General features: G+C 65.7%; 28 protein-coding genes and 1 tRNA gene. 8 read left to right on the forward strand and 21 right to left on the reverse strand.

All coding sequences use genetic code 11. From position 1 onward, the window contains the following. Nucleotides 1–18: 18 nt before the first annotated feature. Together ACERIM_RS08010 and ACERIM_RS08015 are read right to left on the reverse strand one after the other, a co-directional pair. Nucleotides 19–92 (reverse strand) — tRNA-Thr (locus tag ACERIM_RS08010). A 92-nt stretch (nucleotides 93–184) separates the two neighbouring features. Further along, on the reverse strand, nucleotides 185–1,174 hold the full coding sequence (locus ACERIM_RS08015; protein WP_373631967.1) for a class I SAM-dependent methyltransferase family protein: 990 nt from the start codon (nucleotides 1,172–1,174) through the stop codon (nucleotides 185–187). Nucleotides 1,175–1,315: 141 nt separating this feature from the next. Here ACERIM_RS08015 and ACERIM_RS08020 point away from each other — a divergent pair, with 141 nt between their 5' ends. From ACERIM_RS08020 to ACERIM_RS08030, 3 genes are all read left to right on the forward strand, one after another. Next, complete coding sequence (locus ACERIM_RS08020; protein ID WP_373631968.1) at nucleotides 1,316–1,726, forward strand: Rieske (2Fe-2S) protein; 411 nt, start codon at nucleotides 1,316–1,318, stop codon at nucleotides 1,724–1,726. 74 nt (nucleotides 1,727–1,800) lie between these two features. After that, the gene (gene dph5, locus ACERIM_RS08025) at nucleotides 1,801–2,640 is read left to right on the forward strand and encodes a diphthine synthase (protein WP_373631969.1); all 840 of its coding nucleotides are present in this window, start codon (nucleotides 1,801–1,803) and stop codon (nucleotides 2,638–2,640) included. 59 nt (nucleotides 2,641–2,699) lie between these two features. After that, entirely contained in the window at nucleotides 2,700–3,536 is an 837-nt protein-coding gene (locus tag ACERIM_RS08030; RefSeq protein WP_373631970.1) for a hypothetical protein, read from the forward strand. Between the two features lie 23 nt (nucleotides 3,537–3,559). Here ACERIM_RS08030 and ACERIM_RS08035 read toward each other — a convergent pair whose 3' ends face one another. From ACERIM_RS08035 to ACERIM_RS08085, 11 genes are all read right to left on the reverse strand, one after another. Beyond that, entirely contained in the window at nucleotides 3,560–4,645 is a 1,086-nt protein-coding gene (locus tag ACERIM_RS08035; protein WP_373631971.1) for an alpha/beta fold hydrolase, read from the reverse strand. A gap of 153 nt (nucleotides 4,646–4,798) precedes the next feature. Continuing rightward, nucleotides 4,799–6,058, reverse strand: a complete 1,260-nt coding sequence (locus tag ACERIM_RS08040) for an MFS transporter (protein WP_373631972.1) — start codon at nucleotides 6,056–6,058, stop codon at nucleotides 4,799–4,801. A gap of 48 nt (nucleotides 6,059–6,106) precedes the next feature. After that, a complete protein-coding gene (leuB, locus tag ACERIM_RS08045) occupies nucleotides 6,107–7,087 on the reverse strand; it encodes a 3-isopropylmalate dehydrogenase (RefSeq protein ID WP_373631973.1) in 981 nt (326 codons plus the stop codon). 92 nt (nucleotides 7,088–7,179) lie between these two features. Beyond that, entirely contained in the window at nucleotides 7,180–8,094 is a 915-nt protein-coding gene (locus ACERIM_RS08050) for a DMT family transporter (RefSeq protein WP_373631974.1), read from the reverse strand. 176 nt (nucleotides 8,095–8,270) lie between these two features. Then, a complete protein-coding gene (leuD, locus tag ACERIM_RS08055; protein ID WP_373631975.1) occupies nucleotides 8,271–8,906 on the reverse strand; it encodes a 3-isopropylmalate dehydratase small subunit in 636 nt (211 codons plus the stop codon). After that, nucleotides 8,906–10,330: a 3-isopropylmalate dehydratase large subunit gene (gene leuC / locus ACERIM_RS08060; RefSeq protein ID WP_373631976.1), complete on the reverse strand. Its 1,425-nt coding sequence runs from the start codon at nucleotides 10,328–10,330 to the stop codon at nucleotides 8,906–8,908. The genes leuD and leuC overlap by 1 nt, the downstream gene beginning before the upstream one ends. Next, entirely contained in the window at nucleotides 10,327–10,605 is a 279-nt protein-coding gene (locus ACERIM_RS08065; protein ID WP_006649619.1) for a hypothetical protein, read from the reverse strand. Before ACERIM_RS08065 ends, leuC begins: the two co-directional genes overlap by 4 nt. Nucleotides 10,606–10,615: 10 nt before the next feature. Next, entirely contained in the window at nucleotides 10,616–11,662 is a 1,047-nt protein-coding gene (ilvC, locus tag ACERIM_RS08070; protein ID WP_006179906.1) for a ketol-acid reductoisomerase, read from the reverse strand. Next, nucleotides 11,655–12,314, reverse strand: a complete 660-nt coding sequence (ilvN, locus tag ACERIM_RS08075) for an acetolactate synthase small subunit (protein ID WP_006649618.1) — start codon at nucleotides 12,312–12,314, stop codon at nucleotides 11,655–11,657. Before ilvN ends, ilvC begins: the two co-directional genes overlap by 8 nt. Then, on the reverse strand, nucleotides 12,311–14,125 hold the full coding sequence (gene ilvB, locus ACERIM_RS08080) for a biosynthetic-type acetolactate synthase large subunit (RefSeq protein ID WP_373631977.1): 1,815 nt from the start codon (nucleotides 14,123–14,125) through the stop codon (nucleotides 12,311–12,313). Before ilvB ends, ilvN begins: the two co-directional genes overlap by 4 nt. Nucleotides 14,126–14,442: 317 nt before the next feature. Further along, a complete protein-coding gene (locus tag ACERIM_RS08085; protein ID WP_373632018.1) occupies nucleotides 14,443–15,648 on the reverse strand; it encodes a LeuA family protein in 1,206 nt (401 codons plus the stop codon). A gap of 461 nt (nucleotides 15,649–16,109) precedes the next feature. On the opposite strand from ACERIM_RS08085, the gene ACERIM_RS08090 reads away from it, so the two are divergent. Both ACERIM_RS08090 and ACERIM_RS08095 read left to right on the forward strand, forming a co-directional pair. Next, nucleotides 16,110–16,565, forward strand: coding sequence for a ferritin-like domain-containing protein (locus tag ACERIM_RS08090; RefSeq protein WP_006649615.1), 456 nt, complete (start codon nucleotides 16,110–16,112; stop codon nucleotides 16,563–16,565). Between the two features lie 265 nt (nucleotides 16,566–16,830). Further along, nucleotides 16,831–17,121, forward strand: a complete 291-nt coding sequence (locus ACERIM_RS08095; RefSeq protein ID WP_006179899.1) for a DUF5779 family protein — start codon at nucleotides 16,831–16,833, stop codon at nucleotides 17,119–17,121. Nucleotides 17,122–17,152: 31 nt separating this feature from the next. Here ACERIM_RS08095 and ACERIM_RS08100 read toward each other — a convergent pair whose 3' ends face one another. Beyond that, nucleotides 17,153–17,839: a VOC family protein gene (locus tag ACERIM_RS08100; RefSeq protein WP_373631978.1), complete on the reverse strand. Its 687-nt coding sequence runs from the start codon at nucleotides 17,837–17,839 to the stop codon at nucleotides 17,153–17,155. Nucleotides 17,840–17,963: 124 nt separating this feature from the next. On the opposite strand from ACERIM_RS08100, the gene ACERIM_RS08105 reads away from it, so the two are divergent. Both ACERIM_RS08105 and ACERIM_RS08110 read left to right on the forward strand, forming a co-directional pair. Further along, nucleotides 17,964–18,647 carry a hypothetical protein gene (locus ACERIM_RS08105; RefSeq protein WP_006649613.1) on the forward strand — a complete coding sequence of 228 codons (684 nt, stop codon included), beginning with the start codon at nucleotides 17,964–17,966 and terminating at the stop codon, nucleotides 18,645–18,647. Between the two features lie 53 nt (nucleotides 18,648–18,700). Continuing rightward, nucleotides 18,701–19,123 (forward strand): hypothetical protein, encoded by a 423-nt coding sequence (locus tag ACERIM_RS08110; protein ID WP_006649612.1) that lies wholly within the window; start codon nucleotides 18,701–18,703, stop codon nucleotides 19,121–19,123. 68 nt (nucleotides 19,124–19,191) lie between these two features. Here the strand turns inward: ACERIM_RS08110 and ACERIM_RS08115 are convergent, their stop codons facing one another. Together ACERIM_RS08115 and ACERIM_RS08120 are read right to left on the reverse strand one after the other, a co-directional pair. Beyond that, on the reverse strand, nucleotides 19,192–19,323 hold the full coding sequence (locus ACERIM_RS08115) for a hypothetical protein (RefSeq protein WP_373631979.1): 132 nt from the start codon (nucleotides 19,321–19,323) through the stop codon (nucleotides 19,192–19,194). Nucleotides 19,324–19,449: 126 nt separating this feature from the next. Further along, a complete protein-coding gene (locus ACERIM_RS08120) occupies nucleotides 19,450–19,659 on the reverse strand; it encodes a ribbon-helix-helix domain-containing protein (RefSeq protein WP_006186097.1) in 210 nt (69 codons plus the stop codon). Between the two features lie 150 nt (nucleotides 19,660–19,809). On the opposite strand from ACERIM_RS08120, the gene ACERIM_RS08125 reads away from it, so the two are divergent. Further along, a complete protein-coding gene (locus tag ACERIM_RS08125; protein ID WP_006649611.1) occupies nucleotides 19,810–20,139 on the forward strand; it encodes a hypothetical protein in 330 nt (109 codons plus the stop codon). A gap of 95 nt (nucleotides 20,140–20,234) precedes the next feature. Here ACERIM_RS08125 and aglJ read toward each other — a convergent pair whose 3' ends face one another. From aglJ to ACERIM_RS08150, 5 genes are all read right to left on the reverse strand, one after another. Further along, complete coding sequence (gene aglJ, locus ACERIM_RS08130; RefSeq protein WP_006179893.1) at nucleotides 20,235–21,242, reverse strand: S-layer glycoprotein N-glycosyltransferase AglJ; 1,008 nt, start codon at nucleotides 21,240–21,242, stop codon at nucleotides 20,235–20,237. Nucleotides 21,243–21,472: 230 nt separating this feature from the next. After that, nucleotides 21,473–22,813 carry a UDP-glucose 6-dehydrogenase AglM gene (gene aglM, locus ACERIM_RS08135; protein WP_373631980.1) on the reverse strand — a complete coding sequence of 447 codons (1,341 nt, stop codon included), beginning with the start codon at nucleotides 22,811–22,813 and terminating at the stop codon, nucleotides 21,473–21,475. 76 nt (nucleotides 22,814–22,889) lie between these two features. Continuing rightward, on the reverse strand, nucleotides 22,890–23,621 hold the full coding sequence (gene aglF, locus ACERIM_RS08140) for a UTP--glucose-1-phosphate uridylyltransferase AglF (RefSeq protein WP_006649609.1): 732 nt from the start codon (nucleotides 23,619–23,621) through the stop codon (nucleotides 22,890–22,892). 75 nt (nucleotides 23,622–23,696) lie between these two features. After that, on the reverse strand, nucleotides 23,697–25,151 hold the full coding sequence (locus tag ACERIM_RS08145; protein WP_049905712.1) for an oligosaccharide flippase family protein: 1,455 nt from the start codon (nucleotides 25,149–25,151) through the stop codon (nucleotides 23,697–23,699). A 169-nt stretch (nucleotides 25,152–25,320) separates the two neighbouring features. Further along, nucleotides 25,321–26,118, reverse strand: coding sequence for a hypothetical protein (locus tag ACERIM_RS08150; RefSeq protein WP_006649607.1), 798 nt, complete (start codon nucleotides 26,116–26,118; stop codon nucleotides 25,321–25,323). Between the last annotated feature and the right edge of the window lie 34 nt (nucleotides 26,119–26,152).

Consider the following 26,152-nt stretch of genomic DNA (forward strand, 5'->3'; position numbering starts at 1 on the left):
GACGTTCGTCGCAGAAAGAGCCGGAGGAGGGATTTGAACCCTCGACCTAATCCTTACGAAGGATTCGCTCTGCCAGTCTGAGCTACTCCGGCGCGCACTCGATTATAGGACCGATACCGATCATAAGGGTTGCGAATCGATCCGGTCATGGGAGGGAGTTACGCCCTCGAGCCCGTTACTCGAGTCACCGCTCGAGGCGCACGTCCAGACAGACGTTCAGCTCGTGGGGGGCATACGAGCGGACGGTGTGGCGGGTCTCGACGGTGACGTTGTACTCGGGTTCGGCGGCCGCACGGATCGCCTGCTCGCCGGGCCCGAACGGGTCGTCCTCGTGCTGGATGTCGTAGTAGTGGAGGGTACAGTCGTCGCCCGCGAGGGTGACGGCTGCCTCGAGGAACGCGTCGGCGCTGTGGGGAAGGTTCATCACGAGTCGGTCGGCCCAGTCCGCGTACTCCGTCGCGACCTCACGAACGTCCTCGTTGATGGCGGTCACCCGCTCTTCGACGCCGTTCCGGGCGGCGTTCTCGCGGAGATACTCGATCGCGTCGGGGTTGAGATCGACGCCGACACACGTCGCGCCGCGTTTGGCAAACGGGATCACGAAGGGGCCGACGCCGGCGAACATGTCGAAGGCTCGTTCGCCGCTGCTCACCTGTTTTGCCACGCGGTGGCGCTCGGTCGCGAGCCGCGGCGAGAAGTAGACTTGGGCGAGATCAAGCAGGAACTCACAGCCGTACTCGCGGTGGACGACCTCGGTGTTCTCGCCCGCGAGCAGTTCCCAGTCCCGGACCCGCGTCTCTCCCTTGACCTTCGAGGCCTTGTTCAGCACCGTCTCGACGGGGAGATCCGACTCGAGAACGGCGTCGGCGATCGCTCGCGCGCGCTCGGGATCGTCCTCGTCGATGAGCGTGGCCCTGCCGAGCCGTTCGTAGGTGGGGTCGAACGCGAGCAGGTCCGCGGGCGTCGTCTGCTGGTCGCGCTCGGCGACCGACCGCGAGACGACCTCGCCGTCTTCGAGTACCCCGGCCGCGGCGTCGGGATCGGCGACCGGGATGTAGAGGCGACCGTCCTCGACGGCGATCTCGTAGTCGTCGTCGATCAGGTCCGCGTCGGCCAGCGCCGACCGCACCGCTTCCCCCTCCTCGCGGGCGACGCGAACGCACGGGACTTCCATACCCGAACTGGCCGGCCGGTCGCCGTAACGCTGACGTTTTCGCCGACGATCGGCGGGAGGGTACTGTAAATCAATTACGGGTATATAGAACAGTGTGGTCGTCGGGAACGTTTTCCGCTCGCCGCACGAACGTTCCTCGAAATGGACGGGACGCGACTCACGACCGTGGAGACGGTCCACGAGAACCGATCGTGGCTGTTTACGATCCGCGATCAGTACGGCGAACCCGACGAAGCGATTCTGGTCCCCTGCGAAGAAGGGGTCGAAGCGTGGATCAATCGCTGTACGCACGAGGCCCAGCGACTCGATACGGGTCGCGGAGTGGCGATGCGTGACGGCCAACTCATCTGTCCGAAACACGGTTCGATGTTCGACAGCTGCTCGGGCTACTGCGACAACGGCGAGGCGGCCGACACGACCTTGCCCGCCGTCGACGTCACCGTCGAGGACGGTGTCGTCTATCTGACCGACGACGACTTCAGCTTCGCCCACGAGGGCGAAATCGAAGACGAGGACGACGGCCCGGCGTCGACCTCCCACATCGGGTTCTGACCGGTTCGTGCCGGCCCGCGACGGGCAGTCGTCGTCTCGAAAACGTATTCCGCGAGCTACGACTACGGCCTCGTATGCTCACGTTCATCGGCCTCGGCCTCTACGACGAGCGGTCGATCACCGTCGAGGGCCGGGAGGCGCTCCGGGCGGCCGACCGCGTTTACGCCGAGTTCTACACCAGCGAACTGATCGGGACGACGATCGAGGACCTCGAGTCCCACCACGACATCGAGATCGAAGTCCGTGACCGAGCGGGCGTCGAACAACACCCCGAGGACATGCTCGAGGCAGCGGCGACCGAGGACGTGGCCTTCCTGACCGCGGGCGACACGATGATCTCGACGACCCACGTCGACCTGCGCCTGCGGGCCCACGACCGCGGGATCGAAACGCGGGTGATCCACGGCGTCACGGCTCAGACGGCCACCAGCGCGCTGACCGGCCTCCAGAACTATCGCTTCGGGAAGGCGACGACGCTGCCGTTTCCCTACGCCCACGGTGCCGACGGCCTCCCCGCGAGCGTGACCGAAACGATCGACGCGAATCGGGCTGCCGGGCTTCATACGGTCGTCTACCTCGATATCAAGGTTGGACGAGGTCCAACCAGCAGTCAGAACGCGTCGCGTTCTGACGACAAGATCGGCCACGAGCGGACCGACGAGGACGAGTACATGACCGCCGACGTCGGCGCCGAGTTGCTCGCCGCGGCGTATCCCGACCTGGTCGGGGTCGTCGTGGCCCGCGCAGGTAGCCCCGATCCGCTCGTCGAGGCCGGCACCATGACCGAACTCGCCGACCGGGAGTTCGGCGACCCGCTGCATCTGCTCGTCGTCCCCGGCGAGTGTCACTTGCTCGAAGCCGACGCGCTCGAGGAACTGGCCGGTGCCGACAGGGATTCCCTCGATATCGCCTGACTGCGACGACCGGGGACGGACGCCGGGGGATTTACGGTCGGTGCGGGTAAGGATGGCCCATGAGCGGTCCGGCGGCCACGGACGACGGGCGCGACGCCGAGGAGTCGGCGGCCGGCGAGCGGGACGCCCTCGATCGGGAGACCCTCGAGTTGGCCCGGGAGGAACTCCGGTCGACGTTCGACTATCAGGTCGCACGCGTCCAGGAGATCGACGAGAAGGCGATCGAGATCCTCAAGGCGAACCTCCTGTTGGTCGGGCTCGTCGTCACCGGCGGTTCGATCGTCGTCCAGACGACGATCGATATCGCGCTGTTCGTCAACGTCTTCACGATCGCCAGTGCGCTCTTGCTGTTGATTTCGACAGGACTCGCGGGCGTGACCTACACCGCCTCGAACCTCCGGGGCGGGATCGACGGCGACGCGGTCGAGGCCGCACTTGCGACGGCACGGGCCGATCCGGCCGCCGACGCCGACCGGTTCGAGGTGCGACTGCTGCGCAGCTACGGTCGGTGGATCGAGTACAACGCCCGGGTGACCGCCGTCAACGACATGTTCGCGACGATCACCGTCCTCATGGTAATCGCCGCGTTCGTCTACGCCGTCGCCGGGATTCCGGTCGGCGTCGTCGACCCGTCGGCGCTCGTCTCGGCGCTTGCCTTCCTCGTACTGACGGCCGTCTTGCTGTGGCTCGGGGCGTTCGCGTACTACATGGACCACCTCGGCGCGAGCGACGACCGCTGGGAGGGGACCTTCGACGGCGTCAGGATCTCAAAGGGCGTCACCCGCAAGCGCGGCCTCTCGACGCTGCGGACGATGCGCAGCGCGGGCGCGACTGACGAACAGGAGGAAGCGGCGGCCGATGCCGACGCGATTTCGAAGCGGAACTCGAAGTCCTGACCCGTCACACCGCAGCCACTATCTCAGCCCCGAAGCACCGACTCGAGCCGATCGCCGAAGTCCCCCGGCACCTCGAGATGGGGAGCGTGGCCGGTGTTGCCGAAGACGATCTCCTCGAACTCGCCGCCGCGGTCGGCGTAGCGCTCGCAGACGGCGCGGGTCTGGTCGACCATCGGCTGGGGCGGGAAGACGTCCTCGCCGGGCCAGTCGGGGAGTTCGCCCATCCGGCCGAGCGTCCCCAGATCGAACAGCGAGGCGTTCGAGACGATCTGATCGGAGTCGCCGCGGATCCACAGCACGGGCGGCTTGGCATCGGCGTCGATCTCAGTGATTCCCTCGAGGTCGCAGTACCTGGGTGAGATGGCGTTGTTCACCCCGGTTTCGCCGGGAGCGATGCCGGGCCAGTTGTCGCTGGGGTTCGACGAGCCGGGGTAGTTCCCATCGCCGGTCGCGGTATCGAGCATCCCGGTCAGATACGACTCCTCGCGTTCGGCGTCGAACTCGTGGGTCGGATCGACGTAGTAGGTCCGCAGGACCTTCCGCGGTGAGGTCCGGCCCTCGACGCCACGGTCGCGGTCCGCCAGCCCGGCGACGAAGGCATCGTTGCCGATCCCGCCGCCGGAGCCGGCGTAGTCGTCGAAACACGGCGTTCCCTCGAGGTCTTTCGTCCCGCCGAAGCCGTACGGCGACAGCGGGTTGACGAGGACGAGGGCCGCGACCGCCTCGGGGTGGTCGATCGCGTACCGCATCGCGACCCCGCCGCCGTTGGACCAGCCCACGAGGACGACCGGCTCCGCGAGATCGAGATCGCCGAGCAGCGCGTGCAGATCCCGCTCGAAGTCGCCGAGCCCGTTCGTCGCATCGACCGGTTTCGCCTCCGAGTCGCCGTACCCTCGCAGATCGGGTGCGATCGCCCGGTGGCGGCCGGGGAGGGCCGCCATCACGTCCTCGAAGAAACGGGAGGACGACACGTTTCCGTGGAGGAACACGACCGTCTCGCCCGCGTCCCCGACCCGGTCGGACTCCCCCGACTCGAGGTAGTGGGTCCCCAGTCGCTCCGTTTCGATGAACCGTGAGTCGACCCCGGCGAGGGTGTCGTCTCGAGACATGGCCGCCGGTACCACGGCCCCCGTGATAACTTTCGGGCCGGAACGGGTTTCACACCGCCGTCGCGGCGGGCTCATACGGTTTCCTGTCAGTCAGTACCGGTGTCCCCGCGATCGTCCTGCGGGTACACCGGGAAACAGTGACAGTAATCCGTCTCAGTCGTCCGCCGTCACGCCGTCGGGGGACCGCCGACCGGAGCGACGGCGGAGCGTTCCGCCGATGAGGGCGGCGACCGCGGCACAGGCGGCAACGACGACGAACAGCACAGTCGGCGTCGATCGCGTCAGGACGAGCCCGGCCAGTGACGAGCCGACCGCGCCAACGCCGAAGATCGCCGTGTACGAGTAGCCAAAGGAGAGACCCCGCGCGTCGGCCGGTGTGTACGCCGAGATCGCCTCCTGATTGATCGGGGCGATCATGAAGGTGAGAAAGCCGAGGATTCCCCCGACGACCAGCAGCGGCGCGAGCCCCGCATTCGTCGACGGGATGAACGCGAGCGCGACGGCGGCGAGGGCCGCGTAGCCGCCCAGCAACACCGTCTCGAGTCGCGCGCGGTCGACGAGTTTGCCCCCGACGTACTGGCCGACCCCGCCCACCAGCAAGAGCCCGGAGTAGACGTACTGGCTCGGCTCGAACGAGCGGCCGCCAAGCGCCACTGGGTCGAACAGCGACAGATCGGCGAGGACCTCCGGCAGGAACGTAAACGCCGCGCGGTAGTAGACGCCGTAGAGGATCCCCGTCGCGAAGACCAGCGCGAAGCCAACGGTGAACAGCCGCCGCGAACTGGCGACGAACGCCGCCAGACTGCGCGGCTGCTCGCGGTCGCCATCGGGGGCAGCCGTGCCGCGGGCCGCGCTCCCGGCGGTCTCGTCGAACTCGAGTCGCCAGCCGACGGCCGCTGCGGCGAGAGCGGGAACGAGCAGCAGGGCGACGACGGCCCGCCAGCCGACGAACGCGAGCGCCACCGCCGCGAGCAGGGGCCCGGTCGCGACGCCGACGTTGCCCGCCGCGCCGTGATAGGCGAAGGCCGTCCCGCGTGCCTTCGCCCCGCGACTGAGCAGCGCGAGTCCGGCCGGATGGTACAGGCTCGCCGCCACACCCCAAAGCAGCAGGCCGACCGTCAGGGCCGCGAGCGTCGGCGCAACGGCGACGACCGCGAACGCCGCGCCCATGCCGAGCAAGCAAGCTAGGACGAGCGCCTTGGAACTGACCCGGTCGGCGAGCAGACCGCTCGGGAGTGCGCCGACCCCGACCAGGGCGTAGCTCGCGCCGACGACGGCCCCCAGCACCGCCGGCGTCGTCGCGAAGGCCTCGAGCCAGATGGCGACGAAGATCGGAATCACCAGCTCGTAAGTGTGGAACGTGGCGTGGCCGAGCATGGCGAAGGCCGTCACGGCCCGATCGTTCCGATCCATGCGGTGTTGGGCGACCCCGTGCTACTAAAAAACGGCGAGTGACCCCCGTTACAGGCGATCGATGATCGCCGCGGTCACGTCCTCGGTGGAGGCGTCACCGCCCAGATCCGGCGTTCGCGGGCCGTCTTCCAGCGTTGCCTCGACGGCCGTGTGGACCCGGTCGCTCTCGTCGTCGTAGCCCAGGTACTCGAGCAACATCGCCGCTGAGATGATCGTCGCTGCGGGGTTGGCGACGCCTTCACCGGCGATGTCGGGCGCGGTGCCGTGGACCGGCTCGAAGAGGGCGCGGTCGGGGCCGATGTTGGCCGAGGGCAGTAGGCCGAGGCCGCCGACCAGTCCCGCAGCGAGGTCGGAGAGGACGTCGCCCGCGAGGTTCGGACAGACGACGACGTCGAACTGTTCGGGGTCGAGACAGACCCGCGTCGCGAAGGCGTCCATCAGCACCTGATCGGTCTCGACGCCGTTCTCGTCGGCGACGCCTTTGACCGTATCGCGGAAGAGCCCGTCCGTCTCGCGCATGACGTTTGCCTTGTGGACGATCGAGAACCCGTCGTGGTCGTCGCCGGCGACGTAGTCACAGGCGAACTCGGCGAGCCGCTCCGACGCGGATTCCGTGACGACGCGGGTCAGCGTCGAGACGTCCTGTGTCAGTCGATTCTCGTGGCCCGCGTAGACGCCCTCGGTATTCTCCCGGAGGAAGATCAGGTCCGTCTCGGGGCGGACGGCGTCGATGCCGGGATACGCCTTCGCCGGGCGGACGTTGACGAACGAATCGACCGCCTCCCGGAGCGGCAGAATGACGTCCGCAGCGGTGTCGCCGGCCGCACCGAACAGCGTCGCGTCGGCCGACGCCGCCAGGTCATAGGTCTCCTGTGGCAGCGCCTCACCGGTCTCGTCTTTGACCGCGTCGCCGGCCTCGGCCTCGACGAACTCGAAGTCGGGCTCGAGGGCCTCGAGTACCTCGACGGCGGCCGGCGTTACTTCCTGTCCGATTCCGTCGCCCGGGATGACGGCGATCTCGTGTGTCATGCCCAATCATCGTCGCGGGGCCGAAAAGAGGGTATCGATACCGGTATCATGCCACTCGCGGCTCGAGCCGACTGTCCCGACCCACTCGCCAATCAGGGGCTTCCGACGCCCGTCGAGAACCCCACCGCGTCGGCGATCGCGCGCCGCTTGAGCAGGGCGAAGCCGACCGCGACCAGTCCGAAGCCGGCGACGGTCAGGATGCCGATCTCCTCGCCCAGCAAGACGACGCTCGCGACCGTCGCGACGATCGGGACCAGATAGCCGATCAGCGCCGCCTCGAACGCGCCGTGTTCCGCGAGGACACGGAAGTAGATCATGAAGGCGATCGCGGTCGCGAAGACCCCGAGATAGAGCAACGCGCCCATCGAGACGGGGCCGATCACATCGGTGCTGGGAAACTCGCCGACCGCGAGGCTGACCGCGTGCAAGACGAGGCCGCCGACGAGCATCGACCAGCCGACCAGCGGCAGTTGCTCGAGCGTCGGGCCGGCCCGCTGGATCAACACGCCACCGAGCGCGACGCTACAGACTTGCCCGACGATGAGCAACTTCGAGGCGGTATCGCCGGCGAGCAGGTTGGCCGGATCGGGCTGGATCACGAGGCCGACGCCCAGAAAGCCGATCGCCGCACCGACGGCTCCGAGCGGCGAGAGTCGCTCGCCCAGTAGCGGAATGGCCCACAGCGCGGTGATGATCGGCACCAGCCCCTGCAAAATCGCAGCGACGCCGCTCGGCACCGTCTGCTGGCCGAGAAAGAGCAGGCCGTTGCCGGCGATGAGGAAGACGCCGCCGCCCGCGACCGCGAGCAGGTCGTTCCGTGCGGTTGGTCGCCACTTCTCGACCCGGACGACGGCCGCGGTCAACAACAGGACCGCCGCGATGTCGTACCGTGCGGCCGCAAAGAGCAGCGGCGGGAGGTACTCGAGGCCGATCGAGATCGCCGGGAAGGAAAACCCCCAGAGAACGGCGAGTACCGCGAAAAGAGCGCCGTCTAGATATCGAGTCATACCACGCCGTAGTCGGCTAGAGCCGAAATATCCCGCGATAGCGGCGATCCCCTGCCGCTTTCAGTGTGTACTGTTTCGCAAACCGTGGACCGAGGTCGCGACGAACGGGACGACGACGTCGATCGAACAGTAGCCGAGAGTCGTGAAACGGTGGGAAAAACGACCCGAAAACGGCGTTATTCCGCTTCCGGGATCGCCGCGTCGTCGACGTAAGGCAGTTCGCGAGCCGTCTCGCGGACCGCGCCGGCGTTTGACTTCATCAACGCCGTCGTGTCCCAGACGCCCTCGACGAGGGCCTTGCGCTGGGCGTCGTCGACGGTGACGTCGATCGTCTCGTCGCCGTAGGTGACCTCTTCGGCCTCGACGTCGATGTCGATCTCGCCGTCGGGGTTCTCGTCGACCCAGTCCTGGAGGGCTTCGATCGTCTCGCTGTCGGCCGTGACGGTCGGGATGCCGAGCGCCAGACAGTTGCCCGCGAAGATCTCGGCGAAGCTCTCGCCGATGATGGCGTCGATGCCCCAGCGCATCAGGGCCTGGGGCGCGTGCTCGCGGGAGGAGCCACAGCCGAAGTTGCTGTTGACGACCATCACCGAGGAGTCCTGATAGCGGTCCTCGTTGAACGGGTGGTCCTTCTGGTTGTCGTCGTCGTCGAACCGCAGATCGAAGAACGCGAACTCGCCCAGCCCGTCGAAGGTGACGACCTTCATGAAGCGGGCGGGGATGATCTGGTCGGTGTCGATGTCGTTGCCCCGGATCGGGATGCCTGACCCCGAAACCGCGTCGACTTCGGGGATTTCGACCTCGTCGCTCATTATGCCGTCACCTCCGTCTCCGGCAGCTCGCGAACGTCGGTCACTTCACCGGTGATCGCCGCCGTGGCGACCATCTGCGGGTTCATCAGGACGGTCCGGCCGTCCTTCGAGCCCTGTCGGCCGACGAAGTTCCGGTTCGAGGAGGAGGCACAGGCCTCGTCGCCCTCGAGCTGGTCCTCGTTCATGCCCAGACACATCGAACAGCCGGCATTGCGCCACTCGAAGCCGGCTTCCTCGAAGGTGTCTTTGAGCCCTTCCTCCTCGGCGGCTTTCTGGACGCGCTGGCTGCCGGGGACGACCATCGCGCGGACGTCGTCGGCGACCTCCCGTCCCTCGACGATCCGAGCGGCGCGTCGCAGGTCCGGCAGTCGGGCGTTCGTACAGGAGCCGAGGAAGGCCACGTCGATATTGTAGCCCTCCATCGTCTCGCCGGGCTCGACGCGCATGTGTTCCTGCGCGCGTCGGGCGGTATCCTGTTTCTCCGCGGGCAGCGATTCCGGCTCCGGGATCGGATCCGTGATACCGATCCCCTGGCCGGGCGTGGTGCCCCAGGTGACGACCGGCTCGAGTTCGTTCGCATCGATGTGGACGACGTCGTCGTACTCGGCGTCCTCGTCGGAGCGGATCGACTCCCAGTAGGGCTTGAGTTCGTCGAACTTCTCGGGGTTCTCCCGGAAGTAGTCCGTCTCTTCCAGCCACTCGTAGGTGGTCTCGTCGGGGTTGACGTAGCCCGCGCGAGCGCCGCCCTCGATGGACATGTTACAGATCGACATCCGCCCTTCCATCCCGAGGCTCTCGATGGCTTCGCCGGCGTACTCGTAGACGTAGCCGACGCCGCCCTCGGTACCGAGTCGGCGGATGATCTCGAGGATGATGTCCTTGGCTTCGACACCCTCGCCGAGTTCGCCGTCGACCTGGATCTTGCGGACCTTCTGTTTCTCCATGGCGACGGTCCCCGTCGCGAGGACGTCGCGGATCTGGGAGGTCCCGATGCCGAAGGCGAGCGCGCCGAAGGCACCGTGGGTCGAGGTGTGGCTGTCGCCACAGACGATCGTCTTGCCGGGCTGGGTTAGTCCCTGCTCCGGGCCGATGACGTGGACGATCCCCTGATCGCCCGTCGTCGGGTCCGAGAACTCGATGCCGGCCTCGCGGACGTTTTCCTCGAGTTCGGCCATCATCTCCTCGGCTGCATCCTCCTCGTATGGGCGGGACTGGTCGGCCGTCGGGACGATGTGGTCGACCGTCGCGTGGGTCAGTTCGGGGTAGGCGACCTCGAGGTCGCGCTCGCGGAGCATCCCGAATGCCTGCGGGCTCGTGACCTCGTGGATGAGGTGGAGCCCGACGAACAGCTGGTCCTGTCCGGTCGGCAGCGTGGTGACTTTGTGTCGATCCCAGACCTTGTCGTACAGTGTGCCCTCGCTCATTCCTCGTCCTCTACGGGCTGTGTTCGGCCGCGCTCGAAGACGCGGTTCGCGTCCGCGGCGTCCCCTGGCGGCGTGTGGTCGACGTCGCGCATCGTCTCTTTCGTGTCGGTCCGTTCGTCGGCCTCGTCAGTGTCGGCGGGTTCGGTCGCATCGGGCGTCCCACCGTCCGCTGCGACGATCGGGCCGCGGTTGAACAGGCGACCGGCCGTCTCCCCGGTGTAGGGGTTGGTGTGGCTGATCTCGGCTATCGTGTCCGTGTTGTCGTTTGCTGTCATGGGTTTGCTTTCAGTCGTCCGCCTGCACCTGGACGGACTCGTCTTCGGTGTCTTCCTCTGCCCACGCGAACAGGTCCCGCAGGCGCTCGCCGACCTGCTCGATCTCGTGGTTCTTCTCGGCCTCCCGGAGCTGGTTGTAGCTCGGGCGACCGGCCTGGTTCTCGAGGATCCACTCGCGGGTGAACTCGCCGTTCTGGATCTCCTCGAGGGTCTCCTCCATGTTCTCGCGAACGTTCTCGTCGACGATGCGGTCGCCACGGGAGAGGCCGCCGTATTCGGCGGTGTCGGAGACGGAGTCCCACATCTCGGCGTGGCCACCTTCGTACATCAGGTCGACGATCAGTTTGAGTTCGTTGAGACACTCGAAGTAGGCGATCTCCGGCGAGTAACCGGCGTCGACCAGCGTCTCGTAGCCGTGTTTGACCAGCGAGGTGACGCCGCCACAGAGGACGGCCTGCTCACCGAAGAGGTCGGACTCGACCTCCTCCCGGAACGTCGTCTCGATGACGCCGGCGCGGGTACAGCCGATCCCTTTCGCGTACGCGAGGGCCCGTTCGTCCGCATCGCCCGTCGTGTCCTGATAGACCGCGAGCAGACCGGGCGTCCCCTCGTCGTTCTCGTAGTTGCGGCGGACGAGGTGGCCCGGGCTCTTGGGCGCGACCATCGTTACGTCGACGTCTTCGGGCGGCTCGATCTGGGCGTAGTGGATGTTCAGCCCGTGGGCGAACTGCAGCGTGTCGCCGGCCTCGAGGTTCGGTTCGATGGCGTTCTCGTAGACGTCCGCCTGAACGGTGTCGGGCACGAGGACGGACACGTAGGAGGCCGCTGCGACCGCGTCGGCGGGCGTCTCGACCGTGAGCCCGTCGGCCTCGGCGGCCGAGCGCGAGGACGAGCCCTCGCGGAGGCCGACGATCACGTCGACGCCGCTGTCGTGGAGGTTCAGCGCGTGGGCGTGGCCCTGGCTCCCGTAGCCCAGCACGGCCACGGTCTCGTCGTCGAGCGTCGATACGTCTGCATCATCGTCGTAGTAGATGTCGGTGGTGAAGTCGTCAGTCATCGTCTGCTGTGTAGGGTTCGTCGTGGTTCGCCTCGTCGGCGGGCTGTGCCGTTGCACTGGCCGTCCCTGTCGGGTCGGTTCCGCGGGCCAGCGCCGTCGTCCCGGTCCGGGAGATCTCCCGGATCCCGAACTGACTGAACGTCTCGATCGCGGCCTCGATCTTCTGGCGCGCACCGGTGACCTCGACCGTCGCCGTCTGCGGGCTCGAGTCGACGGTCTTGCCGCCGTACATCTCCGCGACGGCGGCGATCTGTGCGGGGTCGGCGGCGTCGACCTTGATCAGCGCGAGTTCCCGGCGCATGGCGTCGGGCTCGAGTTCGCGCACCGCGATGACCGGCACGAGCTTGCGCAGTTGCTTCTTGACCTGGTCGATGCCCGGATCCGGCTCCTCGACGACGATCGTCATCCGCGCGCGATCGTCGTCCTCGGTCGGGCCGACGGTGAGGCTCTCGATGTTGAACTGGCGGCGCGAGAACAGTCCCGAGACGTCCGAGAGGACGCCGGGCTCGTGTTCGACCAGCGCCGAGATGACGGTCCGACGGGGTTCGTGGGTCGCTTCGACCTCGGGGTCGATGCGGATGCCCTGCTTGTTGCGCCGTCCCGCGGGTGTCGGTCGGTCCTCCGGTGGTGGGCCCTCGAGTCCCTTCTTCATAGCTGGTCCTCCGTGAGTGCGAACTGGCCGTTGTCGCCGCCGCTTGGCACCATCGGGTAGACGTTGGCGTCGGGATCGATGTGGACGTCGATCACCGAGGGGCCGTCGTACGCGATGGCGTCCGCGACGGTGTCGGCGACATCGTCGTAGTCGTCGATCCGGTACCCCTGCGCGCCGAAGGCCTCGGCGAGCTTGTCGAACTCGGGCATCCAGCCGTAGTCCGAAGCGGCGTGTCGGCCCTCGAAGAAGGCGTCCTGCCACTGGCGGACCATCCCGATGTACTCGTTGTTGAGGACGGCGACCGTGATATCGAGGTCCTCGCGGACCGCGACCGACAGCCCCTGCATCGTCATCAGGAACGAGCCGTCGCCGTCGATACAGACGACATCCTGGTCGTCGTCGGCCGCCAGTCGCGCGCCGATCGCCGACGGCAGGCCATAGCCCATCGCACCGAGCCCGTGACTCGAGACCCAGGTGCGGGGCTCAGTGTAGGTCCAGTACTGGCAGGCCCACATCTGGTGTTGGCCGACGCCGGTCGTGACGATGGTGTCGTCGTCGGTGGCCTCGTCCAGGGCCTCGACGACGAACTCCGGCTGGACCGGCTTGTCCTTCGGCGCGTCGTAGGCCATCGAGTAGTCGGACTTCCACTGCTGGCACTGAGCGCGCCACTTTGTGGCTTCCGGCGAGTCGTCGACCGCCTCGTCTAACTGCTCGACGACGGTTTCAGCGTCGCCGATCAGCGGGTAGTCCGCGTGGATGTTCTTCGAGATCTCCGCGGGATCGATGTCGACGTGGATGACCTCCGCCTCGGGCGCGAAGGTCTCGATGCCGCCGGTCAGGCGGTCGTCGAACCGGGTACCGATCCCGATCAGGGTATCACAGTGGGTGATCGCCATGTTGGCGTAGCCAGTGCCGTGCATCCCCGCCATCTCGAGTGACAGCTCGTGGTCCTCGGGGAAGGCACCGATGCCGGGCATCGTGGTGATGACCGGGATCTCGTGTTCGATCGCGAACTCGCGGCAGGCCTCGCTGGCTTCGCCCTTGATGACGCCCCCGCCCAGCAGGAGGGCGGGCCGCTCGGAGTTCTCGATCCGTTCCGCGGCGGCCGCGACGATCTCCTCGTCGGCCCGCTCCTGGACCTCGTAGGTTTCGGGCACCGTCGGCGCGTCGGGCTCGCGGTCGGTCTCCCCGTTGGTGACGTCTTTGGGCAGGTCGACCAGGGTCGGCCCCGGCCGGCCCTCACGGGCCAGCGCGAAGGCCTCGCTGACGTCGTTGCCGACGGTGTCGGAGCCGCTCGCGAAGGTGTTGTCCTTCGTGATCGGCGTCGTGACGCCGGTCGTATCGGTCTCCTGGAAGGCGTCGTTGCCGACGAACTCCGTCGGGACCTGTCCGGTCAGCGCAAGCATCGGGTCCGAGTCCATGTCGGCGTCGGCGATGCCGGTCACGAGGTTGGTCGCGCCCGGCCCCGACGTGGCCAGACAGACGCCCGGCTCGCCCGAGACGATGCCGTAGGCGTCGGCCGCGTGGGCCGCGCCCTGCTCGTGGGCCATCGTCACGTGGTAGATGTCCGAATCGTACAGCGCGTCGTAGACGGGCATGATCGCCCCGCCCTGTACGCCGAAGGCGTACTCGACGCCCGCGTTCTCCAACGCGCGGACGACGGCCTCGGCACCCGAGGTGACGGGATCGGTCGTCGTCTCGGTGCCGGCCGCCGGCTCCTCGGTGGCCGCATCGGGCGCGGCGCTGTCGGTGATCTGCTCGTCGTCCTGTTCTTCGTCGGTCGGTGTGACCTTTGCTGCGCGTTCGCTCATCGGTTGTCTCCCGCCGTTTGCTGGCGATCGAGTGGTGTACGGTAGTGTGTCATCTGGTGGGTCGCTGATCGCTCGAAGAACGATGCGGCGAATTCGGGTCTGAAGCGACGAAGTACTATATGAGGGGCTATACTGCCCCTACAATACGAATCGAACCGAACGCGCTGCTGTCGACCGCGTTGGCGGACATCGACAGGGAAGCGCGGACCGTCATTACTGTCTACGTAGCTCCCTCGAGGGATATAACCCTTACGAGTGTGCCCGATCGAACGCGACAGCCGCTGCTCGCGGCGGGTGGCAAACGGGGAGGACATCGCTCAGATCCGCACCTCCTCCTCGTTCCGGCGCTCGACGCCGGCCTCTTCGGCGAAGCGCTCTAAGTCGTCGACGGTGACTCGGCGCTTCTCGGCCCCGTAGTCTTTGACGCGGCGGGTGACCGCCTTGACCTGCTCGTCGGTGGGCTCGAAGCCGCGCTCGACGAGTCGCTCCCGGACCGAGTGGGTCCCGGTGTGTTTCCCCATGACCAGTCGGCGCTCGGCACCGACCATCTCGGGGGTCATGACGCCGGGTTCGAAGGTGTCGGAGTTCTCGATGACGCCGGCGGCGTGGATGCCGCTCTCGTGGGAGAAGGCGTTGGCACCGACGACGGGCTTGTTGCCCGGCGTGTCCATCCCGCTTTTCTCCTCGACGACGCTCGAGAGTTCGGTGATGCGCGTCGTGTCGATCCCGGTGTCGCACTGGTAGAGCGACTCGACGGCCATCACGTACTCCTCGTAGGCGGCGTTGCCGGCCCGCTCGCCGATCGAGTTGACCGAGACCTGCGCCTGTGCCGCGCCGGCTTCGATGCCGGCCAGCGCGTTGGCGGTGGCCAGCCCGAAGTCGTCGTGGGTGTGGACGTCGACCCGCGCGTCCGTGTGGGCACAGACCTTCTCGATCATGGCCCGGAATCGGGTCGGTGTCGCGACCCCGCAGGTGTCGGGGATGTTGATCCAGTCGGTGCCTGCCTCGGTGACCGCTTCGATCACGTCGATCAGGTACTCCTCGTCGGTCCGGGTCGCATCCATCGGCGAGAACATGCAGGTCACGCCTGCCTCTTTGATGCGTTCGACCGACTCGACTGCGCGCTGTACGACTTCCTCCCGGGTGGCATGCATCGAGTCCTCGATCTGGACGTCGCTGGTGGAGACGAACGTATGCACCATCTCGACGCCGGAATCGAGGGCCGCTTCGATATCACCGTCGACGACGCGGGCTAAGCCACAGGTCGTCGAACTGGTTGCCGAAGCGATATCACGAACGGCTTCGAACTCCGCGTCGGAGTTGACGGGGAACCCGGCTTCGATAACGTGGGTTCCCATCTCGTCCAAGATGGACGCGATCTGCCGTTTGTCGTCGTAGGAAAACGATGTGCCGGGCGACTGTTCGCCGTCCCGGAGGGTCGTATCGAAGACACGTGCTGACTCTATTTCGTCAGTGGAATCTAACGTGCCCTGGAAGAACTCGACCCCCCTGACTGTTGTCAGAGGATGGGCTGTCTTGTGAAGACATTGTATCTCAACCCGAGGTGCGACGAGGTATATAAAACTACCGCTGCGGACGGAGCCGTCGGCGGACTGAACGTTCTCGATCGATCGTGAAGAATCGAAGAATCGCATGACGGCAGCGGCATATTATCGACATATATGACCTAGTATAGTATGTGGTATTCCGTCCGATCGGCCCGAACGAACCGCGATCGCCCCCGTTTCGTCGCCGATCGGGGCCGGTTCGTCGCTCGCAAGCGCTGGCGCGCGCTCCGCGGTGAACGTTCGGGCAGCCAGTATCGTGTTCGTTCCAGAACGTTAGATGTAGTCCCACAACAGCCGTAATAAGTGCGTGATCGTCCACTTTCATCCGACTCGTCGTCGATCCTCGAGGGCGGTCGTCGTGGCGGGCAGACGCGCGGATGAACACTTTATACCCTCTTGTGGTAGGGACCGGCGGCATGACGACCGACGAGATCACCGACCTGCTGACCGGCGCATACATCGACGAATTCGAGACCGTGATGAACTACCAGACCAACGCGATCGTCCTCGATGGCATCCACGCCGAGGAGGTCAAGACGAGCCTCGAGGAGGACATTCAGGAGGAACTCGACCACGCCAGAATACTCGGCGAGCGGCTGAAACAGCTCGACGAGTCGCCGCCGGGCTCGGAGTCGTTCGAAGCCAACCAGCACAGCCTCCAGCCGCCCGAGGATACGACCGACGTCCAGTCGGTCATCGAGGGAGTCCTCGAGGCCGAAGCGGACGCCATCGAGACCTACCGGTCGCTGATCGAGGCCGCGACCGAGGCCAACGATCCCGTTACGGAGGACGTGGCGGTGACGATCCTCGCCGACGAGGAGGCCCACCGCACGGAGTTTCGCGGGTTCCAGAAGGAGTTCCCGATGGACTGATCTGCCCGACTTGATAGCCACCGCGAACGGTTGAAGACCGCGAGCGAACGGGTGCGCGGCGCTATGCGCCGCGGGAAGGCGAACGGCTCTGCCGTGAGCCAGTGAGCGAGCGGGCCGAGGAACCCTCGAAGCCGCGTCGGAGGCGCGGCTAAGGGGGTGACGAAGGCTTTTGATCGACATTTTGCCGCGGGTGCGCCTCCGGCGCGCCCGCAGAGCAAAAGGTCGATGGCGAACGTTTTTCTCGTCGCGCTGCCATCCACGGCGCATGAGCGATTTCGACCTCGACCTCCGGACCGTCGAGGAACACATCGACGACGAACTCGAGATCGAGGGCAGCATCGTACTGGGCGTCCTCGACGGGGAAACCCCGGCCGAGGAGTGGCTCGAGACGATCTCGAAGGGGAACGTCCTCGTGTTGAACGTCGAGGGCGATGTCAACGAGCTGGCCGCGGGGTTCGCGCGGGACGTCAGGGAGGAGGGCGGCAACCTCGTTCACTTCCGGGGGTTCCTGCTGGTGACGCCGCCGGGCGTGGACGTGAGTACCGAGCGACTCTGAACCTGTTCTCGAGACCACGTGGTCGGCCCACTCAGCCGCTGGTGAACGTCAGGACGTGCCCGTCCGGATCCCGGACGACGACCTCGTCATCCGCCTCGCGCTCGAGCGAGCCGGTCCGGTCCCGGACGGCGGCGAGTGCCGCGGCCGGCTCGTCGGTCTCGAACCCGAGGTCGACGTGGACGCCGCCGCGGGCGTCGGCGAGGCCGAGGTGGGGTTCCCACAGTTCCAGCGCCATCGGACCCTGCAGCCGCACACGCTTGCGGTCGTCGCCCTCGTCGACCGTCTCGAAGCCCAGGGCCTCGTAGAACCGGTGGGCGCGCTCGAGGTCGCGGACCTCGAGGACGACCTCGAAGAGCCCGTCGATGCCCGGCCCAGCCACGTCCTGTTGCCCGAGTTCGACGCAGTTGCCGTCGGAATCGTACAGATACAGCGATCGAGCGGGCCCGAACTGCGCTTCCTCGAGGTCGTAGCCCTCGCTCAGTCGCTCCCACCAGTCGTCGTACTCGGCGTCGGGAATCGAGAACGCGAAGTGGGTATGGAGCCCGCCCCGCGGAATCCCGTCGGGCCGGCGACAGACGAGATCGGTGTCGCCGGCCGCGAAGACGACCTCGCGGGGGCCGCGCTCGCGCACGGTCAGTCCCAGTGCTTCCTCGTAGAACGCCGCTGCCGGCTCGAGGTACTTCGCCTCGAGCGCCAGCCAGGCCAGCCCGGATAGCATGGCCGACCGTACGGGCGACGGGCGCATAGAAGCGTCGCCGCGTTGCGCTTGGGCTGTCGACAACGACGGCCGTGTGAGACGGAGTTTACCGACGTTTATGCGTCGGTGGCCCATAACACACGACATGGGTTTTCGCGCCGACGAACGAGCGACGGAGTTCCGAGAGATCGACCGATTCGACGGCGGCGTCGGCTGGATCGCCCACCCCGACGAACGGATGCAACGGGCCAGCCACGCCCTCGAGATCGACGGCGAGGTCTGGGTGATCGACCCGGTCGACGCCGAGGGGCTCGACGATCTGTTGGCCGAGTTCGGCGACGTGGCCGGCGTCGTCGTCGGACTCGACCGGCACAAACGCGACGCCGCGACGATCGCGAACCGCCACGACGTTCCGGTTTACCTCCCGGAGTGGTTCAACGGCGTCACCGGCGACATCGACGCCGCGGTCGCCCGGTTCGACGACGAACTCTCCGACACCGGGCTCCGGGCGATCACCGTCGTCGACAACCGCTTCTGGCAGGAGGTGGCCCTCTATAATCCAACCGACGGAACGCTCATGGTCCCCGAGTCGGTCGGATCCGTCGACTACTTCCTGACCGGCGACGAGACGCTCGGCGTCCATCCGGCCCTGCGACTGAAACCGCCCCGGTCGGCGCTTCGCGGTGTCGCTCCCGAACGCGTTCTCGTTGGCCATGGTGCCGGCGTGATGGAGAACGCGGCGACCGTCCTCGAGGCCGCGCTCTCGAGATCGCGAAAACGGGCCCCGCGGCTGTACGCGGGGACCGCCTGGGAGATGTTGCCGTTCTGAACGAGGGTCACGTCGGGGAATACATCTAACTAGCAGCACCCCATAGGACGCCTGTGGTCTACGTCACTCGCGGTCTCGTCGACGTCCTGCTGGATCTGGCCAGCGATGCGGACCCCGACGAGCTGACGACCGGCGTCTCGGTCTCGCCGGCCGGCGACCTCGAGGGAGCGGCCGACCTCCCGCCGGAGACGCCGGTCTTTACCGACTTCTTCCTGCCGGACCCCGGCAACGCCGTCAACGCCGTCTTCGGCGTGAACCTGTCGACGCCCGCCCGCCAGACACAGGGGCAGTTTGTCTCCCATCCCGTCGGCGAACTCGCAGTGACCCGCCGCGACGACCTCGCGGAGATCGTCTTCGTGGCCGTCCCGCCGTGGAAGCCCGACGAGAACTCGTTCGCGGCGTTCGACCGCAGCGGCCGCCGCAAATCCCTCGAGATCGTCGACGCCACGCCGCCGGGGAAGTCACTGACGGACTGACACACGCGGTCGGTTCGAGCGGCGTCGACACCACGGGCGGAAAAACGAAGCGACTGGTGGCTTGAGCGTCAGATCCCGGTCGTGACCGGCAACTCGCCGTCATCGATGATTCGGTCGATGATGCTCCCCGGAGTCCGTTCACGCCGTTCGTCCTCGGACTCGTCGGTATCCTCGGATGGGAAGTTCGGAACGTGTGGCATCGGTCTCCCTCCAGTCGACGCTAGCGCCCTCGAGCGGCAAAAACGCTACCCCGCCGTCGCCGGATCGAAGCGGCTCCGACCCGGCCGGTCGATCCACACGAAACGATGCGACCGGGGAGCCACGGTCTACTCGAGGTAGCCGAGCCCGCGGAGCTGTTCGGTGATCTCTTCGAACTCCGCTTCGGTGAGTTCGCCCTCCTTCTGGTGCTGGATTACGATGCTACGAAGCAGGAACCGGACGAGGTCGCTCGTACTCTGAAAGCTCGTGCCCTCGATGGTCTCTTCGACGCGGTCCGCGAGGTCCTTCGGGATCGACACAGTGGTGTATTCGGTCATACGCCATACTCCGTCGCGGTCCTCAAAGGCGTGTCGACGGGCGACGTTCGTCGGTGACTCGTCCCGTGGTCGTCCCCCGGCCGATCGCCGTCGACCTCGACCGTCTCCACAGCCATTTTTATATCCGGCTCCGTATCGAGAGGTACAGGTATGGGAGTCCGGCCACCATCGAGCGGCGACGACGAGGAACCCGACAGCATCGAGTTCGGCATCGCGGCCGTCGACGCCCGCCTCAAGGACGCCGAGCTGCGCTTTCCGGCCACGAAAGACGACGTCAACGCGGCACTCGGCCACGAGCGCATTCCCTACGACGTCCACGGCAACGACGTGGCGCTGTCCGAGATGCTCGAGCGGGTCCCGGCCCGACAGTTCGAGTCCCGGCAGGAACTGCTGAACGCGCTCCACGAGCCTTTCGAGGAGTATCGGCGGAACCGTTCGGGTGGGGTCGTCGCACAGGTCCGTTCACTGTTGCCTTTCTGAACGAGTTGCTCGAACCGTCGCGGTGCGTTATCGACCACGAGAGCGATAGCCGGGGGCGTCTCGACGCCCGCTCGGTGACGCCGCTCGAACGGCCGTTACTCCTCGGGCTCGTCTCGAGCGATCCGCTCGAGGCGGCGACGTTGCTCGCGGTGGAGCGTGACGAGCATGTCCGAGAGGACGCCGAACATGAGCAGTTGCACGCCGAGGATGATAGCGGCCGCCGAGACCAGTGCGATGACCTCGTGGCTCTGCTGGTACTGGATCCATTCCCAGAGGACGTACATCGCGATGAGGCCGCCGGAGACGATGCCGGTGACGCCGAGGCTCCCGAAGTAAAACAGCGGATTGTTCGTCTTGGCGAGCGAGTACAGCGCGAGCAGGATGGTGCCGCCGTCTTTGACCGGGTGAAGGTTGGTTTCGGACTCCTCGGGACGGGCACTGTAACTGATCGGAACGACGGTCGTTTCGATCCCGTGTTTGACACACTCGACGGCGAGTTCGGTCTCGATCGTAAAGCCGTCCGAGTCGAGCGACAGGCGCTCGAAGGAGTCGACGGTAAAGGCTCGGTACCCCGACAGGATGTCCTCGTAGTTCGCGCCGTGGACGAACCCGAACGCGCGGTTTATCACGCGATTGCCGAACCCGTTCAGCGCCCGCATCGCGTCGTCGTCCATGTCTGCGAATCGGTTACCGATGACGTGTTCGTAGCCCCGGGAAAGCGGTTCGATCATCCGATCGGCGTCGGCCGGATCGTAGGTCCCGTCGCCGTCGAGCATCAACACGTACGGAACCGTGATGTACTCGAGGGCCTCGCGGACGGCCTGGCCCTTTCCGCTGCCCGACTGGACGATCACCTCGGCACCGTGATCACGGGCGATCTCGCGGGTCTCGTCGCTCGAGTCACCGTCGATGACGACGACGTTCGTGTATCCCTCGTCGTAAAAGCCCTCGATCACGTCGCCGATCGTGGCCGCCTCGTTGAGCGTGGGAATGAGGATACAGACCTCGTCGGGGGCGATCTCGCGGGAGTCATCGGTCATCGCGACGATCCCCCCGCCGTCCGGCTGGAGGGCCGAACCCGAACGTACCACGTCATCCTCCATCGGTGACTACTCCCCGGCGTAACTGCAAAAGGTTGCTGATTGATCACTGGCGGGCTTTTAACTGATCCCAACACCGTGGCGACTCGTGTAAGGCGACGGGCGATTCGACTGTGACCGGGGCGCCGTTCGATCGGCGGGCGGCCCTGCTCTCGCTCGGGCGATCATCGCCGACGCGAGCATTACGGGGACGGAACGGCGGCTGACTGAGACCCAATTCCGTGATCAGCGGGCTACCAGGTCAGCCCCTCGTAGACCTCGAGTGCGTCCTCGTCGATGTCGATCCGGCGGCCATCGACCACGACTCTGCGAGCCATGCCATCGAACGAGAGCCTGTCGAACTCCGGCCACCCAGTGGCGACGACCGCGCCGTCCGCGTCCGTGAGCGCGCCCTCCGCCGAGTCGGCGTACTCGATGTCGGGATAGTCGGCCCGGACGTTCTCGATCGCGACCGGATCGTAGGCGACGACGTCCGCGCCCCGTGCCGTCAGGGCGTCGATCACGTCCAGCGCGCGGGACTTGCGTATGTCGTCAGTCCCGGGCTTGAACGACAGTCCGAGTACCGCGATGCGGGCTCCCTCGAGGGGGACGTGATCCGCGAGGAGGTCGACGAGCCGCCGCGGTTGTTCGTCGTTGACTGCGACGGTCGCATCGAGCAGTTCCGGCTCGTACCCCTGTTGGCGAGCGCCGGCCCGCAGGGCGTTGACGTCCTTGGGGAAACAGGAGCCACCCCAGCCCAAGCCGGAGCGCATGAACTGCTCCGAGATCCGGTCGTCGAGCCCGACCGCCTCGAGGACCTCGTAGGCGTCCGCACCGTAGGCCTTGGCGACGTTGCCCAGTTCGTTGACCAGCGAGACCTTCGACGCGAGAAAGGCGTTGTTCGCGTACTTGATGAGTTCGGCCTCGCGGATGTCGGTCTCGACCAGATCCGTCCCATCGCGCGCTCGCGGTTCACCACCGCTCGCGTTATTCGAGGCGCGTAGCGCCTCGCCCTCGAGGATCGGGGCGTATAGTTCACGGAGCGTCGCGGCGGCTCCGTCGCTGGCCGTGCCGAAGACGACCTTGTCCGGCTCGAGGAAGTCCCGAACCGCGGTTCCCATTCGGAGGAACTCGGGGTTCATCGCGACCTCGATCCCCTCGCCGATGGGGGTGCCCGACTCGGCCTCGAGGATCGGTGCGACGACGTCTTCGGTGGTCCCGGGCAGGACCGTACTCTTGACGACCACGAGGTGGTCGTCGTCCTTGCCCGCCAGGGCGCGGCCGAGCGACTCCGCCCCGGCCTCCATGATCGCGAGATCGAGACTGCCGTCGTCGGCCTGAGGCGTCGGGAGACAGAGGAAAGTGACGTCCGTTTCGCGGACGGCATCGTAGTCGGTCGTCGCACGGAGGCGGGTGCCGGCGTGGTCGGCAATCCGCTCGGCGAGCCCGGACTCGTGAATCGGTGCCTCACCGGCGTTTATCGTGGCGACGATGTCCTCGTCGATCTCGATGTTGATTACGTCGTGGCCGAGATCCGCGAGACAGGCGGCGACGGTCGTACCGACGTAGCCGCTGCCGACGATAGAGACGTTCATGAACGGTGTGTCGAGCAGTATCGATTAGTGGTTTTTGGGTTCGAGACGACGGACGATCGATCGTTCGGTCGTCCCGTTACTGGTCGTCGTCGTTCTCGGGTTCGGCGAGTCGTTTTTCTGCTCTCTCTCGATCCTCCGGATAGCCGACGTCGATGCGCCAGCCGTCCATCCGGATCGCGTCGATCGTCCGTCCCGACTGGATCAGCAGGTCGATCGCGTCCGGCAGTTCGTACTCGCCGCGGTCGGAGGGCTGGACGAGATGGCAGGCGTGGAAGATCTCCGGCGTGAACGTGTAGAACCCCGTCATGACGAGGTTCGACGGCGGGTCATCCGGCTTTTCCATTACCTCGACGATCTCGCCGTACTCGTTGGTGTCGAGGACGCCGTATCTCGAGGCTTCCTCATAGGGAACTTCTTCGACGAGGAAGGCAGCGTCTGCCCGCTCCTCCCGCTGGCGGTTGATCACGTCCCCGAGGTTCGCTCGGAAGACGTTGTCCCCGAGCATGAGCATGAAGTCGTCGTCGATGTGGGGTTCCGCCTGCAGGATGGCGTGAGCGAGTCCGAGTTGCTCGCGCTGGTGGGCGTACGTGATCGGAACGCCGCGGTACTCGTCACCGTAGCGCTCGATGATCTTCTCTTTCATGTAGCCGACGACGAGGACGAACTCGGTCGCACCGATCTCGATGAGGTTGTCCATGACGTCCTCGATGAGTGGGTTGCCGTCGACCTCGACGAGGACCTTCGGCTTGTCTTCGGTGAGCGGCCGGAGGCGGGTTCCCTTGCCCGCGGCCAGCACGACTGCTTGCATACCGAATGGGTCGAAAGAGCGGGACAAATACTTTGGGAGATAGCAGCAGTCGTGGCCGGTGGCAACTACGTCCGACTAGCCGCTCGAAAGGACTGGGAGGTTGAACGGGACGTTCTGGTCGACGACCGTCCGGAACTCCGCCGAGATTGCCAGTAGCACAGCGAAGTAGACGCCGGCACCGAACCCGACGAGCAACACGACGGTCGCGACGTTGTGGTTGAGTAGGCCATAGGTCGCCTCCGTCCGGAGTCCGGCGTGTACCACGCCGGCCATGAGGACGGCAGCGAACCACTGTTTGGCGATCTCACCCGTCGGGACTGCGAAGTCGATGATCGCGTCCACGTGGTAGTACGCCAGTACGAGGCTGGCCGCAACCGATACCGTCGTCGCAGCCGCCGCGCCGAGCCAGCCATACAGGGAGATCAACACGACGTTGAGCGTGACGTTGAGGCCGACGAACACGACGTTGACCCTGAAAGCGAGGTCGGGACGGTCGATCGCGTTGAGGGTGTTCAACAACTGGTTTTGATACCCCATGAAGAGGTTCGCGACGATCAGCACTATCAGGACGGTCGCTCCCTTCGGGAACTCAGGGCCGTAGATCCGGAGAATACGCTCACTGAGCAACGTCCCGCCGAACAACCCGGGGATCAGAAAGAGCCCGCCGAACGAGAGCGACTGTTCGACGATTCGTGCGACGGCCTGTGGATCCTCCTTCGCTGAGAGCGAACTCATTTCGGGAAACAGGGTCGAACTGAGCGCGCCGCTAAACAGGATGAGAAACTCCGCGATGTTCCAGGCTGCCGCGTAGACGCCGATCAGCCCCGAGGACACGAACGCCCCGAGGACGATGATGTCGGTGTAGCTAAACATCTGTGACTGGAGGCTCCCGAGCCAAGAGAACTTCGCGAAGTCGACGAGCTGTTCGAAATGTCGGCGTTTGGGTCGGGAGAGGTCCGGTACGTTTCGTGCAATGAAGTAACCGCCGACACCAATGACGAGACAGTACCCGACGATGTGCCCCACAAACAGGCCGGCCGTGCCCGCACCGGCGGCGATGAGTGCGATTTGAAACAGCGCTCGGCTTCCCGTCCGCACCGGGGATAGAACGCCACTTACGTGTACTAAATGTAACCCGACGAGGAGTGAGTTTATAAGACTATTGAGGAGAACTACCAGCAGGATCAACGCGATGTATCCCGTGGCCGGATACCCGACGTAGTCGACAATCTGCGTTCGGAACAACACAAGTACACACGCAATAAGCACGAACAGACTGAAGATAATCGTCGCTCCCGCGAGTGCGTACTCGCCCCGATCTTGTCCCTCCGAAACCCGCTTCGAGACCGCTCCGGACAGTCCGACTTTCCCCGCGATAGCGAGCCACGACACGAGGCCGATGGCAACGCTATAAATGCCGAGCGGACCCGCACCGAGCATTCTGGCGATATAGATGGTTGCCAGAAATCCGAGTCCCGATGCGAAGAATTTCGAAATAAAATATATGATGGAGGTTTGGCCGAGACGCATATGTGGTCACTGAGAGGGCGTTGATTCGATCTATCCGCGCATGGGTTCTTCGATCCGTCGATTCGAGCCGAACTGATGAGTTCTCACGAGGCCGTCGTGACGGACCCGACCGCCGACCGGACCGGGACCGCTCTGGTGGTGTGCCGTCGCCGCTATCGAACCCGCGCCGCTAATCAGCGTACCCTAAGGCTTCCAACCGGTCCGCTATCTCGTCGTCGTCGAGATCCCTCTCGGATTCGATGGGGTCCGAACTGCGGATCTCGCGGCGGTCGTCCGCCTCGATGACCAGCCACGGGACCTCGCGGAGCGTCGGCGTACTGAACCCTTCCATGTGACCCCAGACACGGCTCGTGAACGGGAAGACCCGTTCGCCGAGCATCTCCCCGTGATCAGCGGTGACAACGGACTTTCCGGAAACCTTCTCGAGCAGTTCTTCGACGTGATCGAGCGCTATCTCGAGGCTCTCCGTGTACGCGTCACGGATCTCCTGAAACGTCACGTCTCGTTGTTTGACTGCGCCCCAGATCTGAATTCCCTCGTCGTGTCGGCCGTACCCTTGCAGGTCCAATCGACGCCGTAGTTCATCAGCCGTCTCCCCGAGATACGGCCGATGAGGTTGCATGAAGTGAACGATGAGCCGCTTGTTGGGGTACTGTTCGTGGGCTTCGATCGCCGCGCTGACGACATCGTCCGGCTGGACCGTTCCGATGTCTTCGTCCCATCGATCGGCGTGCAGGTGATCGATGTGATAGAACGTGTCCTCGTCGAGATCGGTCGAAAACGGATTCGCCGTCACGTAGACGGTATCGTGAAACGCCCCGACTGCGAAGTTTTCCCGCATGAAATCCCAACTTTTCTTCCCTTTCGACGACGCCTTGTAAAGCGTCCCGTCGATCGTGTTGAGACGCTCGAAATAGTCGTACCGACAGGCGTCGAGAATGAGCAGGTTGTCCCAGTCCTCTGCCATCACGTCGAGCCCTTCCCCGTATTTTCGGTCGGTG

Source organism: Natrinema sp. H-ect1 (assembly GCF_041821105.1).
Lineage (GTDB): Archaea > Halobacteriota > Halobacteria > Halobacteriales > Natrialbaceae > Natrinema > Natrinema thermotolerans.